Genomic DNA, 19,883 nt, shown 5'->3' with positions numbered 1-19,883 from the left:
GGTGGTTGAGGTGCGAAGGCGCGCTGGCGCCTGAGCCTCGAAACCACCCGGCCCGACGACGGCGGTGACGATCCGGTCACCGCCGTTTGTCGTCTCACCGGTATTCGACGCGCTCGCGCGACCTCGTTCCTCGGTCGCGATCGCCTGCTCAACCTTCGCTCGCGACGCGCCGTGCTCGTGCGTCGCACGCCGCGACTCGCTCGCTCTTCATGCGAAGTCCAGGGCGGTGCAGCACCAGCGCTGGTCGACGGCCTCGAAGCGGGCGGCGATCGCGCGGGAGCGCTGGCCGTAGCGGACGTGGGCGCTGACCTCGACGACGTCGTGCCGGATGAAGCAGGTGTGGACCCCCAGGACCTGGGGCCGCACCGGCTGCACGCGACCTTGGCCGGGATGGTGACGCCCGGCTCGGGCGACCAGCTGGGCGCGGCGCTCCAGGTTGTCGAACACCTCGCGGGTGCTCCAGCGCAGCAGCTGGGTGACCGGACGGTCGCCGCCGACGATCTCGACCGCGGCCTGCACGTAGCGCCGGGCCCACTGCTCGAGCCCGTGCCGTAGCGGCTGCTCGATCGCGATGACGTCCGCCGAGCCACGGCACGCGGCCGGTGCCGGGTCGGGCGGGTCGTGGCGCGGCTGGAGGTCGAGCGCGAGCGTGCCCTGCACGCTCGCGAGCGGCACGGGTGCTCGCAGCGCCACGACGTTCTCGTCGAGGTGATGGTCGAGGTGGTGGTCGCTCACGGTGTCTCCTCGGGTCGGTCGGCGGGCAGCCGAAGGCGGGTCGCGGGGTGGATCAGGCTCGGGTCGGCGCCGATCGCCGCCCGGTTGAGCGCGTAGATCTCGGGCCACCGGCGGGCGTCGCCGAGGTGCACCGAGGCGAGGTCCCAGAGCGTGTCGCCGGGGCGGACCACGACCGACGACACCGGGGGCCGGGCAGACGGGAGCGGAGCGGTGCCGATCGACGCGCCGCCGGGCAGGCCGACCGCCCGGTCGGGCAGCGGCAGCCCGGCGAGCACCGAGACCGGTCCGCGGTCGGTGTGCACCTCGCCGGGGGTCGCCACGGCGGGCGTGGCCAGGCCGGCGACCAACCCGGCGCCGCAGGCGGCGAGCACCCACCGGCGCAGGGGAGCCGGGAGCGCCCGGGTGCCCCGGGTGCGCCCGCGGAGTGCCTCGATGACGGTGATGCTCGTCGCCACCCACAGCCAGGCGGTCCCGAGGATCGCCACCGCCGAGCACAGGCGCACCAGGAGGTCGTCGAACCCCGCGTCGGCCGGCCCGCTCTCAGCCAGCGGCGCCAGCCAGGCGACCAGGCCGCCGCCGGCCGCGGTGGCGGCGACCCAGACGGTCAGGCAGCGCAGTGGTGGAGCCGGCATCCCGAGACCTACGATCCATGCGTTTGCGTGCGTTTACGCCAGGAAACGACTTTTTACCTTCGCAGTCAACCGCTTGTGCACAGGCAGCGTCCGGACGTCGGTGAACGGTGCAGCGGCTCGGGGCGTGCGGGGTCCCCGCAGGGCGACGAGGGTCGACCCTCGAGCAGGGTCGGGCTCAGTCGTCGGGAAGCAGGCCGGCGCGGACGGCGAGGACTGCGACCTGCACGCGGTTCGCGGTCCCGAGCTTGGCGAGGATGTGGGTCAGGTGCGCCTTCACCGTCGCCTCGCTGAGGTAGAGGTCGCGACCGATCTCGGCGTTCGAGAGCCCCTGGGCGACCAGCGGGAGGATCTCCAGCTCGCGCTCCGAGAGGGTCGCGAGGCGCGCGCGTACGTCGTCGGGGACGTCCGCCGTGTGGCGCGCGGCGATCCGCCGGGTCAGGTCCGGGGAGAGGATCGCGCCGCCGGTCACCGTGGTCCGGATCGCCTGGATGAGCGCCCGTGGTGGGGTGTCCTTGAGGAGGAACCCCGCCGCGCCGCTCGCCAGCGCGTCGTAGACGTGGTCGTCCGCATCGAACGTCGTCAGCACGATGACGTGGGGCGGATCCGGCAGCGCCCGCATCAGCTCGAGTGCCCGCAGCCCGTCCATGGCGGGCATTCGGATGTCGAGCAGCACCACGTCGGGCGTGAGCTCGCGGGTCCGCTCGAGGGCTCCGATGCCGTCCTCGGCCTCGCCGACGACCGCCAGGTCCGGTGCCGTCGAGAGGATCATCCGCAGGCCGGCCCGCACGAGCGCCTCGTCGTCGACGAGCAGCACCCGGATCGGCGTTTCCTCCGGTGCGGCGCCGTTCACCGAGGCCGCCTCATTCCTCGGGCTCGGGGAGCGGAAGGACGAGGCGCACGACGAATCCGCCCGCCCCGTCCTCGTGGGCCTCGATCGAGCCCCCGAGCAGATCGGCACGCTCCCGCAGACCGATCAGGCCCGTGCCCGACCCGGTGGCGGCGCGCGACGACGTCCGGGTGGCCGGGCCGTTGTGCACGGTCACCTCCAGATCGCCGCGCGCCTCCGTCAGCGTGACGACCACGGCGGATCCCGCAGCGTGCTTGCTGGCGTTCGTGAGCGACTCCTCGATCACCCGATAGGCCGTGCGCCCGGCCGGGCCTCGGGCCCGGTGCCCGGGCGGGACGCGGTCGGCGAGCGTGACGTCCATCCCGGCGGCCTGCCACCGCGCCACCATATCCCCGATGGCGTCGACCGACGGTTGCGGAGCGCGCTCCTGGTCCGGCGTCGACCTGAGCGTGCCGATGACGCTGCGCAGCTCCTCGAGCGCCTCCCGGGCGGTGCGGCGGATGAGCGCGGCCGTCTCGGCGTACGGCGTCCCCTCGGCGCTCAGCTCGAGACCTCCGGCGTGGAGGGCGATCAGGCTCACCTGGTGGGCGACGACGTCGTGCATCTCCCGGGCGATCCGGGTGCGCTCGTCCAGCCGGGCCTGGTCCTGGAGGACGGGCTGGACGGCCTCGAGCCGATCGGCGCGGAACACCGCGGCGGCCAGCGCCTCGCGGCGTGCGGCCAGGTTGAGGCCGACCGCGGCCGGGAGCACGATCACCGCACCCCAGACCAGCCAGGCGCGCTCACCCGTGACGTCGGGCTCGAACCAGAGCACGACGCCGAGCCCGGCGAGCGTGCCCAGCCAGGTGACCAGGTGGTTGCCGTACCGCTCGGCGACGGTGCCGGCCGCCAGCATGGCGAGCGTGGGGACGCCGGTGATCGCGAAGACCGCGAGCGACACGGCCAGCACGACGGCCGGGACGTGGCGGCGGGCGCCCAGCACCACGCACCCGACGAGGATCGCGCCGACCTCCAGCGGGGTTCCCTCGAACGGATCGCCGGTCGTCAGGGAGACGATCAGCGTCCCCAGGGTCACCGCGATGACGACGACGTCCAGGACCAGGTTCGACGCGATGAGTCGTGCCCAGGTCGTGGTCACTGCTTCACCCTAGTCATCCAGCCGACGGGACGAAGGTCGCCACGACGTTCGAGTCCCAACCGCGGGTCGTGGAGTAGGAGCCTCCGCAGGTGACGATCACGAGCCGCTCGCGGCCCTCCTGGCCGAACACCCGGGCCGCCGGCAGCCGGTCCTTGGCGTACGTCGTGACGTCGGCCAGCTCGTAGGTCGTGCCGGTGAGCGTCACGGTCGAGGCGCGCGGCAGGTCGCCCAGCGCGGCGAACGGGCCGCGCCCCTCCGCGCTGCTGTCGCGGTGCACGACCAGGACCACCGCCCCGGTCCCGTCGCCGGGGCGGGCGCCCCGGTCCCAGCGGCCGAGTGCGTCGACGTCGTCGGGAGGGACCAGCGCTCCGTCGTCCCGCACGCTGACGTCGGTGACCGGGAACGTGCGGTCCCAGGCCTCGACGCGAAGGCGGCCCCGCCACGGCTGCGCGGCAGCCGACGCGGGACCTCCGGCACCCGGTCCGGTCTGCTCCTGAGCGTGCTCGTCAGCCGCCGCCGTGACCGTGGTCGGTGCGGTGGCGGAGCGGGCGGCGTCGTCGTACGTCGGCACGTCGCCCCCGAGTGCGGAGGCCACGACCGCCCACGGCACCTGCGAGAGCACCACGGCCAGCAGTGCGGCCGTCACCAGGTAGCCACCGGCGATGCGGATCCGCTCCCGGCGGCCGCGGCCCCTCTCGTTCCACGTGCCTCGTCCCACGCCTCGAGCCTCGCTCCACGCCCGGTCCTGGCGCATCCGACCGGCCTCGGCAGCCGGTCGACGACTGTCGATCCGTTGGTCGGACCGGGTCTCGCCGGACGGGCCCGGGCCGACGACCTCCGGCCGACGTCCCAGGAGCCGGCGCGACGGAGGGTGGAGGTGCAGGACCGGAGCAGCATCGGGAGGTGACACGAGATGGCGACGGACCGGGTCGCGAGCCCGGTCGGGACGGTGGTCGCGATGATCCCCGCCCACGACGAGGGTGCGACGGCCGCCGCCGCGGTGCGCGGACTGTTCGCCCAGGACCGCCGCCCGGACCGGGTCGTCGTCGTCGCGGACAACTGCACCGACGACACCCGCCGAGCAGGCGCGAGCCGCGGGCGCCGAGGTCCTCGTGACCCGCGGCAACACCGCCAAGAAGGCAGGTGCCCTCAACCAGGCGCTCGCCGCGGTCCTCCCGCAGCTGGACGATGACGACGTGGTGCTCCTCCAGGACGCCGACAGCGTCCTCGACCAGGGGTTCATCTCGGCGGCGGTGCGCAACCTCGAGGCCGACCCTCGGCTCGGCGCGGTCGGCGGCACGTTCCGGGGCAGCGACGACCGCACCTTCGTGGGACACCTGCAGCGCAACGAGTATGCGAGGTACGCCCGCGACGTCCGCCGGCTCGAGGGCCGGGTCCTCGTCGTGACGGGCACCGCGGCGGTGCTGCGGGTGCGCACGCTCCGCGCGGTCTCCCGGGCCCGGCTCGACGGCCGGATCCCGCCGGGAGACGGTCACGGAGGCGTGTACGACACCACGGTTCTGACCGAGGACAACGAGCTCACCTTCGCGCTCAAGCACCTGGGCTACACGGTGCTGTCGCCCCGTGAGTGCACGCTGACGACCGAGGTGATGACGACCTGGCGGGACCTGTGGCGCCAGCGGCTCCGCTGGAAGCGCGGCGCGCTGGAGAACTGCGCACAGTACGGCCTGACCCGGGTGACCTGGCGCTACTGGGACGGCAGCTGTTCACGGCGCTCGGCATCGTGGTGACCGTCGCCTACCTGACGAGCATCGCCTGGTCGCTGCTCGTGTACGGCGGCCTGGACGTCCGGCCGTTCTGGCTGGCGGTGACGCTGGTGTTCGTGGTGGAGCGGGTCGTGACCGTCCGCGACCGGGGCCCGGTCCGGATGCTGCTCGCCGCCTCGATGTACGAGCTTCCCTACGACATCTTCCTGCAGGTCGTCCACGGCAAGGCCTATGCGGACGCGCTGCTGCGACGCGAGAGGAGGTGGTGACCGTGTATGACACCCCGGTGAGTCTGATGCCCGCCACGGTGCCGGCCGGCATGGCTGGTGCTGGGACGTTCGCACTCTCGGGCCTGGACTGGGCGTGGCTGCTGCTGGCGGCGTTCGCTCTCGTGGCTGCCGGGAGCGCGCTGTGGCGCATCGTGCCACGCCATGGCGAGCTGTGAGCGCCATCCCGAGCGGGCCCGGCCGTCCGGCCGGGCCCGCTAGTCTGCCCCTGGTCGCGACGGAGTGCAGGTGCGGCCGGACGTCCAGGAGGCGGTCCCATGACCTGGGAGGAGGAGCTGTTCGCGGTCCTCGACGACCTCGAGCAGCAGGCGGAGGCGCTCTACGACGCCGAGCGCGACGTCGAGCTCGCCGACCGCAGCCGTGCGGAGTACCAGCAGGTCACGCTCGCCAGCAGGCTGATGGCCTCGCTCGGAGCCCCGATCCGCCTGGAGGTGACCGGGGTCGGGGTGGTGTCCGGCACCCTCGACCGGGTCGGGTCCGGCTGGTGCCTGGTCACCGGGCACGCCCAGGACTGGGTGGTCCGCCTCGACGCGGTCGCGGTGGTCCACGGCGCCTCCGAGCGCTCGCTGCCCGAGCTCGCCTGGTCGCCGATCGCCCGGCTCGGGCTCGGCTCGGCGCTGCGCCGGGTCGCGGACGCGGGGGAGCGGTGCGTCCTGCACCTGGTCGACGGCGCCAGCCGCGACGCGCTGCTGCGCCGGGTCGGCGCCGACTTCGTCGAGGCCGTCGAGGGCGAGGGTCGCACGGTGCTGGTGGCGTTCGACGCGCTCGCGGCGGTCCAGAGCCGCGACTGACGCCGCCGGGGCCTCGGCGCGGCGGTCAGGTCGCGTCGGCGTCGTACGGCGGGACCTCGCCGTCGAGGAGCGGCCGCAGGCCACGGCGCACGGGCGGCGCCGGCTCGTCGTCGTCGTCCTCGAGAGCCTCCGCGATGTGCCGCTTGACGATCGTGCGCGGGTCGAGGTCGCGCAGCTCGAGGTCGGCGTACTCCGGTCCGAGCTCGGCGCGCAGCTCGTCGCGCGCGGCGTTGGCCAGCGTGCGTGCCTTGCGCACGAGCTGACCGGCCTGGCGGGCCAGCTCGGGGAGCTTGTCGGGGCCGAACACGAGCACCGCCACGAACGCGAGCACCGCGAACTCCGGCAGGCCGACCCCGAACACGGCTAGAACCTACAGCCTAGAACTTGCTGGTCGGCGTCAGCCCGAGCTGCATCCCGGCCAGGCCCCGGCCGCGACCCGACAGCCGCTCGGCGATCTCCGTCAGCGCGGTCGCTGCCGGCGTGGTCGGGTCGGAGTCGACGATCGGCTTGCCGGAGTCGCCGCCCTCGCGCAGCGAGGTGTCGATCGGGATCGTCCCGAGCACCGGGACGTCGTAGCCGAAGCGGGCCGACAGCGTCTGCGCGACCCGGGCGCCGCCGCCGGAGCCGAAGATCTCGAGCCGGTGCTCGGTGCCCTCGGCGGCGCAGTGCGGGCAGGGGAGGAAGCTCATGTTCTCGACCACGCCGACGACCCGCTGGTGCATCATCGACGCCATCGTCCCGGCCCGCTCGGCGACCTCCGCGGCAGCCTCCTGGGGCGTGGTCACGACCACGACCTCGGCGCCGGGCAGGTGCTGGCCCAGCGAGATCGCGACGTCGCCGGTGCCCGGCGGCAGGTCGAGCAGCAGGACGTCGAGGTCGCCCCAGTAGACGTCGGCGAGCATCTGGAGCAGCGCCCGGTCGAGCATCGGGCCGCGCCAGGCGACGACCTGGTCGCGGCGCGGCTTGAGCATGCCGATCGAGATCGCCGAGACGCCGCTCGCGGTGGGCACCGGCATGATCAGCTCGTCGACCTGCGTCGGGCGCTGGTCGGCGATGCCGAGCATGGCCGGGACGGAGTGGCCGTAGATGTCGGCGTCGATCACGCCGACCTTGAGGCCCTGCTTGGCCATCGCGAGCGCGAGGTTGACCGTCACCGAGGACTTGCCCACCCCGCCCTTGCCGCTCGCGATCGCGAACACCTTGGTGAGGTTGCCGGGCTGTGCGAAGGGGACCTCGCGCTGGGCCTGGCCGCCGCGGAGGGTCTCCTGGAGGCCGCCGCGCTGCTCGGCGGTCATCACGCCGAGGGTCAGGTCGACGCCGGTGACGCCGGTGACCCCGGACACGGCCGCGGTGACGTCGCGGGTGATGGTGTCCTTGAGCGGGCAGCCGGCCACGGTGAGCAGCACCGTGAGGTGCACGGCGCCGGCCTCGTCGATGTCGACGGTGTCGACCATCCCGAGCTCGGTGATAGGGCGCTTGATCTCGGGGTCGTTGACGGTCGCGAGGGCGGCGGTGACCTGCTCGAGGGTCGGAGAGCTCATGATCCCCGAGTCTAGGCGGTGGCCGGCCCGGTCTCGTCGTCGCCCGGGTGAGCCTGGCCACCCTCGCGGAGGCCGTCCTGGGCCCGCTCGTCGAGATCGCTCAGCAGGGCCCGCAGCTCGGAGCGCAGGAAGTCACGGGTGGCGACCTCGCCGACCGCCATCCGCAGCGAGGCGACCTCGCGGGCGAGGAACTCCATGTCGGCGTGCGCGCGGGCGTTCGCCTGGCGGTCCTGCTCGGCCACGACCTTGTCGCGCTGCTCCTGGCGGTTCTGCGCGAGCAGGATCAGCGGAGCGGCGTACGACGCCTGGAGGCTCAGCATCAGCGTCAGGAAGATGAACGGGTAGTCGTCGAAGCTGCTCTCGCCCGGGACCGCGAGGTTCCAGAAGACCCACGCGATGACGAACAGCGTCATGTAGATCAGGAACCGGGCGGTGCCCATGAACCGTGCGAACTGCTCCGCGAAGATGCCGAACGCGTCGGAGTCGTACGACGGTCGGCGGACCAGGGTCCGGCGGGTCTCCTTCGGCGTGTCCAGCCGCGCGCGGGGGCGTGGCTCAGCCACGGCGCACCCCCTGGGAGCGGTCGGAGGACCGGATCGCCCGGTCGCGCCAGTTCTCCGGGAGCATGTGGTCGAGCAGGTCGTCGACGCTGACCGCGCCGAGCAGGTGGCCGTTCTCGTCGACGACGGGCGCCGCGACCAGGTTGTACGTCGCCAGGTGCGCGGCCACCTGGTCGATGGTCGCCTCGGGCTTGAGCGGGTCCATGGAGTCGTCGAGCACGCCGGCGACGAGCGTCGAGGGGGGCTCGCGCAGCAGCCGCTGGATGTGGGCGACGCCGAGGAACCGGCCGGTCGGCGTCTCCAGCGGCTGCCGGCAGACGTAGACCAGGGCGGCGAGCGCCGGCGTGAGGTCGGGGTTGCGCACGTGGGCGAGGGCGTCGGCGATCGTGGCGTCGGGTCCGAGGATCACCGGCTCGGGCGTCATCATCGCGCCCGCGGTGTTCTCGACGTACGACATCAGCCGCCGCACGTCCTCGGCCTCCTCGGGCTCCATCAGCTCCAGCAGCGCGGCGGCGGTCTCGGGCGGCAGGTCGGCGATCAGGTCGGCCGCGTCGTCCGGCGACATCTCCTCGAGGACGTCGGCGGCGCGCTCGGAGTCGAGGTGCTCGAGGATCTCGACCTGGTCCTCCTCGGGCAGCTCCTCGAGGACGTCCGCGAGGCGCTCGTCGTCGAGGGCGGCGACCACGGCGGTACGCCGCTCGGGCGGGAGGTCGTGGATCATGTTGGCCGCGTCCGCGGGCCGCATCTCGTTGAGCGCGGCGATCAGGTGGGTCGCGCCCTGGGTCTCCTCGCGCCGGGTCAGGCCCTCGACGTCGCGCCACTCCACGACGTGGCTCTGCCCGCGGCGGCGCAGCCCCTTCGCGGGCTCCTGCACCGCGACCCGGCTCAGCACCCAGTCGCGGTTGCGGGCCTGCTCCATCGCGACGTCGTAGACGGTGCCGGTCACCCCGGTGCTGGTGATCCGCACGGTGCGGTCGAGCATCTGCCCGATCACCAGCGTCTCGGTCGGCCGCTGCTCGAAGCGGCGCATGTTGAGCAGCCCGGTGGTGTACACCTGGCCGCTGTCGATGTTGGTCACCCGGGTCATCGGCACGAAGATCCGCCGCCGGCCGAAGACCTCCGCCACCATCCCGAGCACCCGCGGCTGGTGCACCTCGGAGCGGACCGCGACCACAAGGTCTCGAACCTTCCCGACCTGGTCGCCCTGGGGGTCGAAGATCGGCAGCCCGACCAGGCGGGCCGCGTACACGCGGACGGGGGCGGTGCTCACACGCCGAACGCTACCGGTCTGGGGCCTGGATCCACCGCTGTCCGCCTGCTGCGCGCCGACATTCGGGCGCGCTGGCTGCGGTGCCGATGCTCGCCAGACGGCCCGGTCTGCCTTCGCATCGGTCGCCTTGCCATCGCACCCGCCTGTCGACGCTCGCGGCGGCGGCCATCGGCGGCTCCAGGCTCCAGGCCGGCCGTTGGTAGGGTCCGCGCATGGCCGCGGCGCGAGGGCAGATCTACCTCCACGTCGGGATGCCCAAGACCGGCACCACGTTCCTCCAGGCGACCTTCCAGGCCTCCCAGCAGCAGCTCGCCCGCCAGGGCGTCGAGTTCCTGCCGCCGACGCGGCGCGAGGCCTCCTGGCTGTCGCTCGCCGTCCTGGACCAGCTCGACGCCGAGCGCGACCCGGCCGCCGCCCTCGGGATGTGGGACCGGTACGTCGCCGCCGGCACCGCCAGCGGGGCCCCCCGGCTGCTCGTGTCCGACGAGCTCCTCGGCGGTGCCTCGGAGGAGCAGCTGATCCGCCTGACGCGCGCGATCCCGGACCGTGAGGTGCACGTCGTCCTCACCATCCGCGGGCTCGCCAAGCTGCTGCCCTCGACCTGGCAGCAGCGGATCCAGCAGGGGAGCGAGGCGCCGGCGCTGGACGACTTCGTCGAGCAGATCGCGAGCCGGAGCGGGCCGCTGGCCGAGCGGTGGTGGCGCGAGCGCGGCGTCGGGCCCGTCATCGAGCGGTGGTCGGCCGAGGTGCCGCCCGAGCGGATCCACGTCGTGATCATGCCGCGCCCGGGCTCGAGCGGGTCGACGCTCCTCGAGCGCTACTGCGCGGTCCTCGGCGTGCGCGCCGACGAGCTGGTGACCGAGCACGGCGACCGCAACCCCGCGCTCGGCCGTGCCCAGGCCGAGCTGCTGCGCCTGGTCAAGGAGCAGGTGCCGGACGAGCTGATGGACCGCCACGGCTACGTCCCGGTGGGCAAGTGGTGGCTCGCCCGCCAGCACCTGGCGCCCCAGGGCGGGACGCCTCCCCGGATGCCGGCCCGGTTCCGGAGCTGGTGCGAGGAGGAGGCGCGCGCGACCATCGCCCACCTCCGCGAGAGCGGCGTCGACGTGGTGGGCGAGCCCGACGACCTCCTCCCGGACGCCGCGGACTTCGACGACGGGGCGGCACCCACGGAGGCCGAGCTGCTGGCGGCGGCGGTGCGCGCACTGGCCTCGATCGGGGTGCAGCGGGTCGAGGAGCAGGCGGCCCGCCGTGGCGCCGCCCCGGCCCCGGCTCGCGTGCGGCTCCGCCGACGGGGCGGGCGCCTCGTCCGGACCCTTCTACGGCGAGGCTGAGCCGAGGCTCGGACCGCCGCGCCTCAGGTCCGGCTCGCCGCGGCCGATGAGACATGCGGGGCCGGTCGTGCGCGCCCCCTGGCGACCGGTCAGGCCCCGCTGCTCGGTCGTCGCGACCAGGGTTGAGACGCGGTCGTTCGGGTAGAGTCACGACAGCCACCACGCGGGGGGAAGCCGGCGTCGGACCGGTCGAGGAGAAGGTCGCGAAGGATGTCCAGGCAGGTCGACCCGCACGAGCCGGAGGAGCGCAACGGCGCCGCGGTCGCGACGATCGCCGTCGTGGGCCTCCTCGGGCTGGTCGTGTCCGTCCTGGCGATCTTCCGGCCCCCCGACCTCGGTCCGGGCGGGGCGACCGACGTGTCGTTCGCCCAACAGCCGACCGCCGGACAGACCGCCGACCCGACGACCCGCGCGACGGAGGCGCCGGCTCCTGAGGCGCAGGACGTCCTGCCGGCCCCGGTGCTGAGACCCCGGGGGATCGAGAAGGCTCTCGGCGCCGGCCGCGTCGGCCCGATCGCGCGCGACCTGCGCCGCAAGACCCAGCTCGTGGTCGAGGCGGCACCGACCACGTTCCGGGTGGCCACGTTCAACGTGCTGGGCGCCTCCCACACCGGCAAGGGCGGCAACAAGTCCGGCTGGGCCGACGGCAACACGCGGATGAGCTGGGCCTTCTCGGTCGTGAAGTCCTCGGGCGCCGACATCGTGGGCCTCCAGGAGTTCGAGGTGACGCAGTTCCAGGCGTTCGTCGGCCAGGCCGGCGGTGCCTGGGACGTCTACCCCGGGCTGAGCGAGGGCAAGCCGGCGGTCCGCAACTCGATCGCCTGGCGCCGCGACACCTGGGAGCTCGTGCAGGCGGCGACGATCCCGGTCCCGTACTTCCACGGCAACCGGATCCCGATGCCGTACGTGCGACTGCGCAACATCGCCTCGGGCCAGGACGTGTACTTCATCAACGTCCACAACCCCGCCACCACCCGCCGCTGGGGTGACAACGAGCGCTGGCGCGACGCCGCCACGAGCGTCGAGATCGGCCTGGTCAGCCAGCTGCACACCGCGGGCTTCCCCGTCGTGCTCACCGGCGACTTCAACGAGCGCGCCGAGGTGTTCTGCCGGATCACGGGCGCGGGCACCATGCGGGCGGCGAACGGCGGGTCGGTCGGGGGCAGCTGCGCACCGCCCGCCGACCACGGCATCGACTGGATCTTCGGGTCCTCGGTGATCGAGTTCTCCCACTACCTGTCCACCCGGGCCGGGCTGGTGCAGCGAGCGACCGACCACCCGTTCGTGGTCGCCGACGCGCTGATCCCGCCGCTCGAGCCGCTGGCGGCCGCGCGCTGACGTCGGAGTGGACTCCGGTGGCCGGGCGTGGCCCTTCTCACGCGGTGCGTGATCTCACATGGGCCAAAACCACGAAGACGAAGTAGGTTACCCGCGAGTTCGTCCCCGGTTCGGGTACGGACCAGGAGTTGCCGACCAGCTGTGATCGAGAGGACGCCATGGGCCGCCTGTGTGAGACCGAGGGACTGACCGAGGACCAGACCGAGATCCTCAAGGCCGTCCGGACGTTCGTGGAGGAGAAGATCCTCCCGGTCGCGACCGAGCTGGAGCACGCGGACGAGTACCCGCAGGAGATCATCGACGGGCTCAAGGAGCTCGGGATCTTCGGGCTCACCATCCCCGAGGAGTACGACGGCCTGGGCGAGTCGCTGCTGACCTACGCGCTGTGCGTGGAGGAGATCGCGCGCGGCTGGATGAGCGTCTCCGGCGTGATCAACACCCACTTCATCGTCGCCTACATGCTGATGAAGCACGGGACCGAGGAGCAGAAGCGGAAGTACCTGCCGCGGATGGCGACCGGCGAGGTCCGGGGCGCGTTCTCGATGTCCGAGCCGGGTCTGGGCTCGGACGTCGCCGCGGTGAAGACGAAGGCCACCAAGAACGACGGTGGCTACACCATCGACGGCCAGAAGATGTGGCTGACCAACGGCGGCACCTCCAACCTCGTCGCGGTGCTGGTCAAGACCGACGAGGGAGCCGACTCGGTCTACAAGAACATGACGACGTTCCTGGTGGAGAAGGAGCCCGGCTTCGGCGAGACCGCCCCCGGCCTGACCATCCCCGGCAAGCTCGACAAGATGGGCTACAAGGGCGTCGAGACGACCGAGGCGGTCTTCGAGGGCCACCAGGTCTCCGCCGACCAGATCCTGGGCGGGGCGCCCGGGCAGGGCTTCTACCAGATGATGGACGGCGTCGAGGTCGGCCGGGTCAACGTCGCCGCGCGCGCGGTGGGCATCGCCAACCGGGCGTTCGAGCTGGCCATCGCCTACGCCCAGCAGCGCGAGACCTTCGGCAAGCCGATCGCCCAGCACCAGGCGATCCTGTTCCGGCTCGCGGAGATGGCCACCAAGGTCGAGACCGCGCACGCGATGATGGTCAAGGCCGCGCGGCTCAAGGACCGCGGCGAGCGCAACGACGTCGAGGCCGGGATGGCCAAGATGGTGGCCGCGGAGTACTGCAACGAGGTCGTCCAGGACTCCTTCCGGATCCACGGCGGCTACGGCTACTCCAAGGAGTACGAGATCGAGCGCCTCTACCGCGAGGCGGCGTTCATGCTCATCGGCGAGGGCACCTCCGACATCCAGAAGATGATCATCGGCCGGTCGCTGCTGAAGGACTACCAGCTGAAGGGGTGACGCGCGGACGCTCACCAATGGGGCTGGTGTGACGGGTGTGAAGGTTAGAGTGCTCCCGTCCCCTCACCTTCCCCGGAGGAACAGATGCTGTCCGACCCCCGATCGCGATCTCGCGCTGCCGTCGTCGCGGCCCTGCTCCTGGGCATGGTGCTGGGCGCCGTGGCGCTGCGCGTCGCCGGTGGCACCGCCTCCGGGGGCGAGGCCGCCCAGCTCGCCGACGGAACCGTGTCCCCGAGCCCGACGACGACGACCACGCCCGTCCCCGGGACCCCGACCCAGTTCACGATCAGCACGCTGAACGTCCTCGGGGCCGGGCACACCAGCGCGAACGGCAACAAGAAGGGCTGGGCCCCCGGGCCGCAGCGGATGGCCTGGCTCACCGACATCGTGCGCGCCAGCGGCGTGGACGTGATCGGGTTCCAGGAGCTCGAGCTGCCGCAGTACCGGGTGTTCATGCAGAAGGCCGGCGCCGAGTACGGCATCTACCCCGGTCAGGTGTGGGGTCCGAAGGCGACGCGCAACTCCGTCGCATGGAAGCTCGACGAGTGGGAGCTGGTGAGCGCCAGCTGGGTCGAGATCCCCTACTTCCACGGCAACACCATGCGGATGCCCGTGGTGCTGCTGCGCAACCTCCAGTCCGGCCAGCAGGCCTACTTCTCGACCTTCCACAACCCCGCCAACGCCCGCGGCCCGGCCGCGACCTGGCGCAAGAGGGCCACCCAGATCGAGGTCGCCATGGTCAACCGGCTGCGCGCCGAGAGCGGGCTCCCCGTCTACGTCACCGGTGACATGAACGAGCGGGACATCTACTTCTGCCGGATGACGGCCGGGACCGACATGGTGGCCGCCAACGGCGGCGTCAACGACGGCGGTGGGTGCGGACCGGCGCGGCCGACGTACATCGACTGGATCTTCGGCTCGCCCGAGACGACGTTCAGCGGCTACGTCGCCAACCGGGGACCGAAGGTCCGGAGGTCGACCGACCACCCGATGATCATCGCGCAGGCCGCGCTGCCCCCGGTCCTCGCCGACCCCGACTGCCCGGCGACCCCGACCGACGGCCCGACGCCCACCCCGACGCCCACGCCGACCGGGTCGCCGACGCCGAACGTCCCCTGACGCTGACCGGGACGCAAGTCCGTGGCGACGCCGTGGTCCGCCGTGCCATGGTGGAGGGGTTCGCCGTCATCTCGATCGCAGGAGGAACCATGACCGACTCCAACTCCAACGACGACCTGAAGGCGAAGATGCGCGAGGCGCTCGACCGCAAGAACGCCAAGGAGAAGGGCGTCCACCAGGACGGCCCGACGCCCGAGAAGGCGCACGGCTCGGAGGTCGTCGGCGGGGCGCCGAAGATGCACCGCCGCAAGGCCGGTGGCGGCGGCTCCTGACCCGACCCGCGGACCCCGGCCCCCGTCCGTCCCGCACCTGGTGAGATTGGCCACGGTGCAGACGGGCGCGAGGCCGGGCAGAGTGTGCGCATGCAGTTCGGACGCAGCTACGAGGAGTTCGAGGTCGGCGCGACCTACAAGCACTGGCCCGGCAAGACGGTGACCGAGTACGACGACCACCTGTTCTGCCTGCTCACGATGAACCACCACCCGCTCCACCTCGACAGCAACTACGCCGAGGAGACCACCCAGTTCGGCAAGAACGTCGTGGTCGGCAACTACGTCTACTCGATCCTGCTCGGCATGAGCGTGCCGGACATCTCGGGCAAGGCGATCGCCAACCTGGAGATCGAGTCGCTGCGCCACGTGGCCCCGACGTTCCACGGCGACACGCTGTACGGCGAGACCACGGTGCTGGACAAGTGGGAGTCGACGTCCAAGGACGACCGCGGCGTGGTGCACGTCGAGACCATCGGCTACAACCAGGACGGCAAGGTCGTGTGCATCTTCCGCCGCAAGGTGATGGTGCCGAAGAACAGCTACCTCGAGGCGCGCGGCGGCGAGCAGCCCGGCCGGCCGAGCCCGCAGCCGGACAAGAACTGGCGAGGCGCCGCGGACTGAGCTCGCGAAGTCCGCGCCGACGCCGAAGGGTTGAGGAGCGTCGGGTCAGATCGGAGCGAAGCGACGGAATGACCGACGCGTCTCGAAACCCAGCACCGCAATGGAACGAATTGCTGCGGTCGATCAGCTCGTCGACGACCCGCGCCCACTGACCAGCGTGGCGACCCGCGGAGCGAACGCCGGGGCCAGCGGCACGATGCCGAGCACGAGCACCATCGGGACCGCGAACCCGATCCGCAGCGAGTCGGCTCCCACGAGGCCGGTCAGCACCGAGCCGAGCAGCGCTCCGATGTAGTTGAACTGGTTGAAGCGGGCGATCACCGCGTCGACCCGGGCCTGCCGCACCGCGGGGTCGAACGCCGCCCCGCCGTCGGGACCGCCGGCGATCTTGGCCGCGGCCGAGAAGCTGAGCGGCGCGACCACCGCGACCCCGGCGCCGAGCAGCGCGAACCCGAGGACCGCGACCTGCCACCCCGGCGAGATCACCACGACCGCGAGGGCGGCCGCGCCGACCAGCGCTCCCGCGCGGAGCACCGGGACGACGCCGAAGCGGCGTACCAGCCCGTCGCCGGCCAGCCGCACCGCCCCACTCGCGATCAGGTACCCCAGCGCCGCGAGCGCGACGTACCGCTCCGGGGTCGGGAACGTGTGGTCGAGGAACAGCGGTCCCCACGTCTGCACCGCGGTGTCGACCATGTAGAAGAGCACCATCGCGATCCCGACCAGGAAGATCGGCCGCCACGGCACCGCGATGTCGGTGGCCAGCTCGGTCGGCCCGTGGTCGCGCGGGAGGAACGGCGCGAACGCGACCAGCAGCGGGACCACGCCGACCGCGGCGTTCGCCGACAGGGGGAGGTGGGAGGTGCCGAGGGTGACCGCCGCCCCGACCACGCCACCGAGGGTCCAGGCACCGTGGAACGACGGCAGGATCGGGCGGCCGTAGCGGTGCTCCAGCGCCACCGCCTGCATGTTGGTGCTCGCGTCGACGACGCCGAGCCCGAAGCCGTACGCCGCGATGCCGGCCACGAACACCCCGGTCGACGGGGCGGTGCACAGCACCGGGACGCCGACGGCGACCACCAGCAGCCCGAGCCGCAGCAGCAGCGCGCTGTCGCGGCGCTTGGCGAGCGTCTCCGCGGCGACCGAGCCCGCGCCCGCCAGCAGGATCATCATCAGCAGGATCAACGAGAGCTGGACGTCCGAGAGGTGCCACCGGTCCTGGAACTCCGGCAGCCGGGTCGTCAGGCTCAGCAGGATCAGGCCCTGGCTGAAGAAGCCGGCTGCGGTCGCCAGCCGCGCCCGGGGGAGGTCCATGGGCGGAATCGTGGCACGGGTTGGCCGAAAAGTGGTGTCCCGCTCGCTCGCGTGGGCGACCATTCCGTGAGCACGTGCCTGACCAGCGGGCCTGCGGGGAAGAGGGATGATGGCGCGCACCGGGCAGCAGCTGCGACAGCGGACGGCGAAGGCGATGGCTCAGCCGAAGGCTGCCACGGGGGCCGGCACCGGCAGGGTCGCGAACGCGCCGCGGTCGGGTCTCGGCGACCGGATGCGCTACGCGTTCGACAACAGCATGTCCCGGGGAACCCCGGCGCTGATCGCCTGGCTGTGCGTGGTCACCCTGGCCCTGATCCTGCTCTTCACGGTGATCGTGTCGATCTTCGGGCTCCGTGAGGAGGGCGACCCGGCCCGCGGGTTCTTCCGCGACCTGATGCAGAACCTCTTCCACGCGCTCGACCCGGGCACGGTGGCCGGGGACGGGCTCAGCTCCTGGCGCTTCCTGCTCACGATGCTGGTGCTCACCATCGCCGGCCTGTTCATCGTGAGCGCGCTGATCGGCGTGATCGCGGCGGGCATCGACACGAAGCTCGCGGACCTGCGCCGCGGCCGCTCGATCGTGCTCGAGAAGGACCACACGGTGATCCTCGGCTGGTCCGACTCGATCTTCACGATCGTGCGCGAGCTGACCATCGCCAACGAGAGCCGCCGCAAGCCGGTGATCGTGGTGCTCGCCGACCGCGACAAGGTCGAGATGGAGGAGGACCTGCGCGCGAAGGTCGACGACTTCCGCGGCACCCGGGTGATCTGCCGGTCGGGGTCGCCCATGGATCTCGACGACCTCGCCCTCAGCAGCCACCCGACGGCACGCTCGGTGATCCTGCTCGCGCCGGAGCAGTCGGAGGATCCCGACAGCGAGGTGATCAAGACCCTGCTCGCCCTGACCCACGCCGGCCCCGACGGTCCCCGGATCGTCGCCGAGATCCGCAACCCCACCAACCTCGAGGCGGCCCGCCTCGTCGGCGCCGAGCGCACCGTGCTCCTGGACATCCGCGAGACCGTCGCCAAGCTGGTCGTCCAGACCTCGCGGCAGTCGGGTGCGGCGGCCGTCTACACCGAGCTGTTCGACTACGACGGCGACGAGATCTACTTCCTCGAGGACCACCGGCTCGACGGCGCGACGTACGCCGACGCGCAGCTCGCGTTCGAGAAGGCCACGGTCATCGGGCTGATCGCGGACGGCGTGCCCACGCTGAACCCGCTGCCCGGCACCGTCATCGCCGGCCACACGCTGGTCGTGGTCGCCGAGGACGACTCGATGCTCCAGGGCGAGCCGGACGCGACCGGCCGACCGGAGCTCGACCTGCTGGGGACCGCCACGGCGGGGGAGGAGCGGCCGACCGAGGCGTTGCTGATCGGGTGGAACGAGCGCGCCTCGATCGTCGTCCGCGAGCTCGACCACTACGCGCCGCCCGGCTCGACCCTGACCGTGCTGACGTCGTTCGGCCTGCCGCACGTCCCGCAGCTGCGCAACCTCGCGGTGACCGTCGTCGCCGGGGGCACTACCGACCGCGCGACGCTCGAGCAGCACGTCGTCGACGGGCTCGACCAGGTGATCGTGCTCTGCTACTCCGACGACCTCACCCCGCAGGCCGCCGACGCCCGCACGCTGGTCACGCTCCTGCACGTGCGCGACATCCTGTCGGGCTTCGACGCCACGACGCCGGTGGTCAGCGAGATGCTCGACGACCGCAACCGGGTGCTCGCGCAGGTCGCGCACGTCGACGACGTCGTGGTCAGCGGTGAGATCGTCAGCCTCCTGGTCACCCAGCTCTCCGAGGACCCGCGCCTGGAGCTGGTGTTCGGCCAGCTGCTCGGCAACGAGGGCAGCGAGATCTACCTGCGCCCCGCCGAGTGGTACGTCCGGCCGGGGTCCCAGGTCTCGTTCGCGACGATCGTCGCGGGGGCCACCCGCCGCAACGAGACCGCGCTCGGCTACAAGTCCGCGGGGCTGGCCGACGGGGACGCGGGGTTCGGGGTGCGGGTCAACCCGGCCAAGTCGGAGACGTTCCGCGTGCTGCCCGGCGACCGGGTCGTGGTGCTCGCCGACGACTGAGCCTTGGTCCGCCCGGTTGAATGGGGCGGTGAACGAGCACGCGTCGCATGAGCTCTGGGTCGTCCGCCACGGTGCCACCGAGTGGAGCGAGGCCAGCCGGCATACGTCGGTCACCGACCTCCCGCTGCTCCCCGAGGGCGAGGAGGTGGCCCGTGAGCTGGCGCCGCGCCTGGCCGCGGTCGAGTTCGCCGAGGTGCGGACCAGCCCCCGGCTGCGTGCCCGCCGTACGGCCGAGCTCACGGGGTTCCCCGACGCGGTCACCGACGACGACCTCGTCGAGTGGGCGTACGGCGACTACGAGGGCGTGACGACCGAGCAGATCCGCGAGCAGGTCCCCGGCTGGACGATGTGGACCCATCCCGCACCCGGCGGCGAGACCGCGGCGGACCTCACCCGGCGGCTCGACCGGTTCGTCGAGCACGTCCGTGGCGTCGACGGCCCGGTGCTCGCGTTCGGGCACGGCCACTCGCTGCGGGCGCTCGCGGCCCGCTGGCTGGACCTGCCGGTCACCGACGGCCGGCACTTCAAGCTCGACACCGCCACCGTGTCGGTGCTCGGCTGGGAGCGGGAGACGCCGGTCGTGCGCCGCTGGAACTCCTGACCACGTCGACGAGCAGCGGCGTCGCTCGCTCCGCGGAACGCGGGATGCGCGTCGGTCCGACGGCGACGTCACCGGCGACAAGCTCCTCGGCGTACGCCGTGTGGGCCGCGTGCTTCGCCGATGCGGACAGCGTCGCCGGGCAACCGGATGGTGCTGGGGGCGGGCGCGCCTGACGGCCTGCGCGGGGTGGCGGTGCTGGGTTGCGGCCGTTGGTTGGGCTGCGGGTGGGTGGGGGTCGTCCGTGGTGGTGGGGGCCGAGGATTGGTTCGGTCTATGTGCGCCGGGTGAAGGCGACCTTGCCGTTGGGGAGGTGGGTGGTCGTGT

Annotated in this window: 22 protein-coding genes; 12 read left to right on the top strand and 10 right to left on the bottom strand. The window is 72.5% G+C overall.

The annotated features are described in order from the left end of the window. Positions 1-207: 207 nt before the first annotated feature. The 5 genes from QQZ14_RS09825 to QQZ14_RS09805 form a co-directional block, all read right to left on the bottom strand. A complete protein-coding gene (locus QQZ14_RS09825; RefSeq protein ID WP_284534081.1) occupies positions 208-735 on the bottom strand; it encodes an Rv3235 family protein in 528 nt (175 codons plus the stop codon). Beyond that, the gene (locus tag QQZ14_RS09820) at positions 732-1,367 is read right to left on the bottom strand and encodes a LysM peptidoglycan-binding domain-containing protein (protein ID WP_284534080.1); all 636 of its coding nucleotides are present in this window, start codon (positions 1,365-1,367) and stop codon (positions 732-734) included. The genes QQZ14_RS09825 and QQZ14_RS09820 overlap by 4 nt, the downstream gene beginning before the upstream one ends. Positions 1,368-1,542: 175 nt before the next feature. Beyond that, positions 1,543-2,217, bottom strand: coding sequence for a response regulator (locus QQZ14_RS09815; protein WP_284534079.1), 675 nt, complete (start codon positions 2,215-2,217; stop codon positions 1,543-1,545). 10 nt (positions 2,218-2,227) lie between these two features. Then, entirely contained in the window at positions 2,228-3,352 is a 1,125-nt protein-coding gene (locus tag QQZ14_RS09810) for a sensor histidine kinase (RefSeq protein WP_284534078.1), read from the bottom strand. Between the two features lie 13 nt (positions 3,353-3,365). After that, positions 3,366-4,070 (bottom strand): class F sortase, encoded by a 705-nt coding sequence (locus tag QQZ14_RS09805; RefSeq protein WP_284534077.1) that lies wholly within the window; start codon positions 4,068-4,070, stop codon positions 3,366-3,368. A 262-nt stretch (positions 4,071-4,332) separates the two neighbouring features. Between QQZ14_RS09805 and QQZ14_RS09800 the strand changes: the two genes are divergently transcribed. The 4 genes from QQZ14_RS09800 (at position 4,333) to QQZ14_RS09785 (ending at position 6,157) form a co-directional block, all read left to right on the top strand. Then, a complete protein-coding gene (locus QQZ14_RS09800) occupies positions 4,333-5,103 on the top strand; it encodes a glycosyltransferase family 2 protein (protein ID WP_284534076.1) in 771 nt (256 codons plus the stop codon). Further along, complete coding sequence (locus QQZ14_RS09795; protein WP_284534075.1) at positions 5,097-5,348, top strand: hypothetical protein; 252 nt, start codon at positions 5,097-5,099, stop codon at positions 5,346-5,348. Before QQZ14_RS09800 ends, QQZ14_RS09795 begins: the two co-directional genes overlap by 7 nt. A gap of 17 nt (positions 5,349-5,365) precedes the next feature. Further along, positions 5,366-5,524: a hypothetical protein gene (locus QQZ14_RS09790; protein ID WP_284534074.1), complete on the top strand. Its 159-nt coding sequence runs from the start codon at positions 5,366-5,368 to the stop codon at positions 5,522-5,524. A gap of 99 nt (positions 5,525-5,623) precedes the next feature. After that, on the top strand, positions 5,624-6,157 hold the full coding sequence (locus QQZ14_RS09785; RefSeq protein ID WP_284534073.1) for a hypothetical protein: 534 nt from the start codon (positions 5,624-5,626) through the stop codon (positions 6,155-6,157). Positions 6,158-6,182: 25 nt separating this feature from the next. Here the strand turns inward: QQZ14_RS09785 and QQZ14_RS09780 are convergent, their stop codons facing one another. From QQZ14_RS09780 to QQZ14_RS09765, 4 genes are read right to left on the bottom strand one after another with little or no spacing between them, the layout of a single operon-like run. Beyond that, entirely contained in the window at positions 6,183-6,518 is a 336-nt protein-coding gene (locus QQZ14_RS09780; protein ID WP_284534072.1) for a sec-independent translocase, read from the bottom strand. A 16-nt stretch (positions 6,519-6,534) separates the two neighbouring features. After that, complete coding sequence (locus QQZ14_RS09775) at positions 6,535-7,698, bottom strand: Mrp/NBP35 family ATP-binding protein (protein WP_284534071.1); 1,164 nt, start codon at positions 7,696-7,698, stop codon at positions 6,535-6,537. A gap of 11 nt (positions 7,699-7,709) precedes the next feature. After that, a complete protein-coding gene (locus QQZ14_RS09770; protein ID WP_284534070.1) occupies positions 7,710-8,261 on the bottom strand; it encodes a DUF1003 domain-containing protein in 552 nt (183 codons plus the stop codon). After that, a complete protein-coding gene (locus QQZ14_RS09765; RefSeq protein ID WP_284534069.1) occupies positions 8,254-9,528 on the bottom strand; it encodes a magnesium transporter MgtE N-terminal domain-containing protein in 1,275 nt (424 codons plus the stop codon). The genes QQZ14_RS09770 and QQZ14_RS09765 overlap by 8 nt, the downstream gene beginning before the upstream one ends. A 212-nt stretch (positions 9,529-9,740) precedes the next feature. On the opposite strand from QQZ14_RS09765, the gene QQZ14_RS09760 reads away from it, so the two are divergent. From QQZ14_RS09760 to QQZ14_RS09735, 6 genes are all read left to right on the top strand, one after another. After that, the gene (locus QQZ14_RS09760; protein ID WP_284534068.1) at positions 9,741-10,862 is read left to right on the top strand and encodes a hypothetical protein; all 1,122 of its coding nucleotides are present in this window, start codon (positions 9,741-9,743) and stop codon (positions 10,860-10,862) included. Positions 10,863-11,072: 210 nt separating this feature from the next. Then, the gene (locus QQZ14_RS09755) at positions 11,073-12,200 is read left to right on the top strand and encodes an endonuclease/exonuclease/phosphatase family protein (RefSeq protein ID WP_284534067.1); all 1,128 of its coding nucleotides are present in this window, start codon (positions 11,073-11,075) and stop codon (positions 12,198-12,200) included. Positions 12,201-12,358: 158 nt separating this feature from the next. Continuing rightward, positions 12,359-13,555: an acyl-CoA dehydrogenase family protein gene (locus QQZ14_RS09750; protein WP_284534066.1), complete on the top strand. Its 1,197-nt coding sequence runs from the start codon at positions 12,359-12,361 to the stop codon at positions 13,553-13,555. Between the two features lie 84 nt (positions 13,556-13,639). Then, entirely contained in the window at positions 13,640-14,674 is a 1,035-nt protein-coding gene (locus tag QQZ14_RS09745; RefSeq protein WP_284534065.1) for an endonuclease/exonuclease/phosphatase family protein, read from the top strand. A gap of 89 nt (positions 14,675-14,763) precedes the next feature. Continuing rightward, positions 14,764-14,946 carry a DUF5302 domain-containing protein gene (locus tag QQZ14_RS09740; protein WP_284534064.1) on the top strand — a complete coding sequence of 61 codons (183 nt, stop codon included), beginning with the start codon at positions 14,764-14,766 and terminating at the stop codon, positions 14,944-14,946. Between the two features lie 90 nt (positions 14,947-15,036). Then, the gene (locus tag QQZ14_RS09735) at positions 15,037-15,567 is read left to right on the top strand and encodes a MaoC family dehydratase (protein WP_284534063.1); all 531 of its coding nucleotides are present in this window, start codon (positions 15,037-15,039) and stop codon (positions 15,565-15,567) included. A 123-nt stretch (positions 15,568-15,690) separates the two neighbouring features. Here the strand turns inward: QQZ14_RS09735 and QQZ14_RS09730 are convergent, their stop codons facing one another. After that, complete coding sequence (locus QQZ14_RS09730; RefSeq protein WP_284534062.1) at positions 15,691-16,881, bottom strand: MFS transporter; 1,191 nt, start codon at positions 16,879-16,881, stop codon at positions 15,691-15,693. Between the two features lie 106 nt (positions 16,882-16,987). On the opposite strand from QQZ14_RS09730, the gene QQZ14_RS09725 reads away from it, so the two are divergent. Together QQZ14_RS09725 and QQZ14_RS09720 are read left to right on the top strand one after the other, a co-directional pair. Further along, positions 16,988-18,958, top strand: a complete 1,971-nt coding sequence (locus tag QQZ14_RS09725; RefSeq protein WP_284534061.1) for a CASTOR/POLLUX-related putative ion channel — start codon at positions 16,988-16,990, stop codon at positions 18,956-18,958. A gap of 28 nt (positions 18,959-18,986) precedes the next feature. Continuing rightward, positions 18,987-19,559 carry a histidine phosphatase family protein gene (locus QQZ14_RS09720; protein WP_284534060.1) on the top strand — a complete coding sequence of 191 codons (573 nt, stop codon included), beginning with the start codon at positions 18,987-18,989 and terminating at the stop codon, positions 19,557-19,559. Positions 19,560-19,883 lie beyond the last annotated feature (324 nt).

The organism is Nocardioides sp. T2.26MG-1 (assembly GCF_950101795.1).
Classification (GTDB): domain Bacteria; phylum Actinomycetota; class Actinomycetes; order Propionibacteriales; family Nocardioidaceae; genus Nocardioides.
The sequence above is the reverse complement of the archived record's forward strand: the minus strand, read 5'-3'. Positions and strand labels throughout refer to the sequence as shown.

Excerpts from the sequence above, each read along its gene's own strand:
- QQZ14_RS09725 (WP_284534061.1), top strand. The coding sequence starts at position 16,988 with ATGATGGCGCGCACCGGGCAGCAGCTGCGACAGCGGACGGCGAAGGCG.
- QQZ14_RS09775 (WP_284534071.1), bottom strand. The coding sequence starts at position 7,698 with ATGAGCTCTCCGACCCTCGAGCAGGTCACCGCCGCCCTCGCGACCGTC.
- QQZ14_RS09760 (WP_284534068.1), top strand. The coding sequence starts at position 9,741 with ATGGCCGCGGCGCGAGGGCAGATCTACCTCCACGTCGGGATGCCCAAG.
- QQZ14_RS09745 (WP_284534065.1), top strand. The coding sequence starts at position 13,640 with ATGCTGTCCGACCCCCGATCGCGATCTCGCGCTGCCGTCGTCGCGGCC.
- QQZ14_RS09755 (WP_284534067.1), top strand. The coding sequence starts at position 11,073 with ATGTCCAGGCAGGTCGACCCGCACGAGCCGGAGGAGCGCAACGGCGCC.
- QQZ14_RS09750 (WP_284534066.1), top strand. The coding sequence starts at position 12,359 with ATGGGCCGCCTGTGTGAGACCGAGGGACTGACCGAGGACCAGACCGAG.
- QQZ14_RS09740 (WP_284534064.1), top strand. The coding sequence starts at position 14,764 with ATGACCGACTCCAACTCCAACGACGACCTGAAGGCGAAGATGCGCGAG.
- QQZ14_RS09820 (WP_284534080.1), bottom strand. The coding sequence starts at position 1,367 with ATGCCGGCTCCACCACTGCGCTGCCTGACCGTCTGGGTCGCCGCCACC.
- QQZ14_RS09785 (WP_284534073.1), top strand. The coding sequence starts at position 5,624 with ATGACCTGGGAGGAGGAGCTGTTCGCGGTCCTCGACGACCTCGAGCAG.
- QQZ14_RS09730 (WP_284534062.1), bottom strand. The coding sequence starts at position 16,881 with ATGGACCTCCCCCGGGCGCGGCTGGCGACCGCAGCCGGCTTCTTCAGC.
- QQZ14_RS09735 (WP_284534063.1), top strand. The coding sequence starts at position 15,037 with ATGCAGTTCGGACGCAGCTACGAGGAGTTCGAGGTCGGCGCGACCTAC.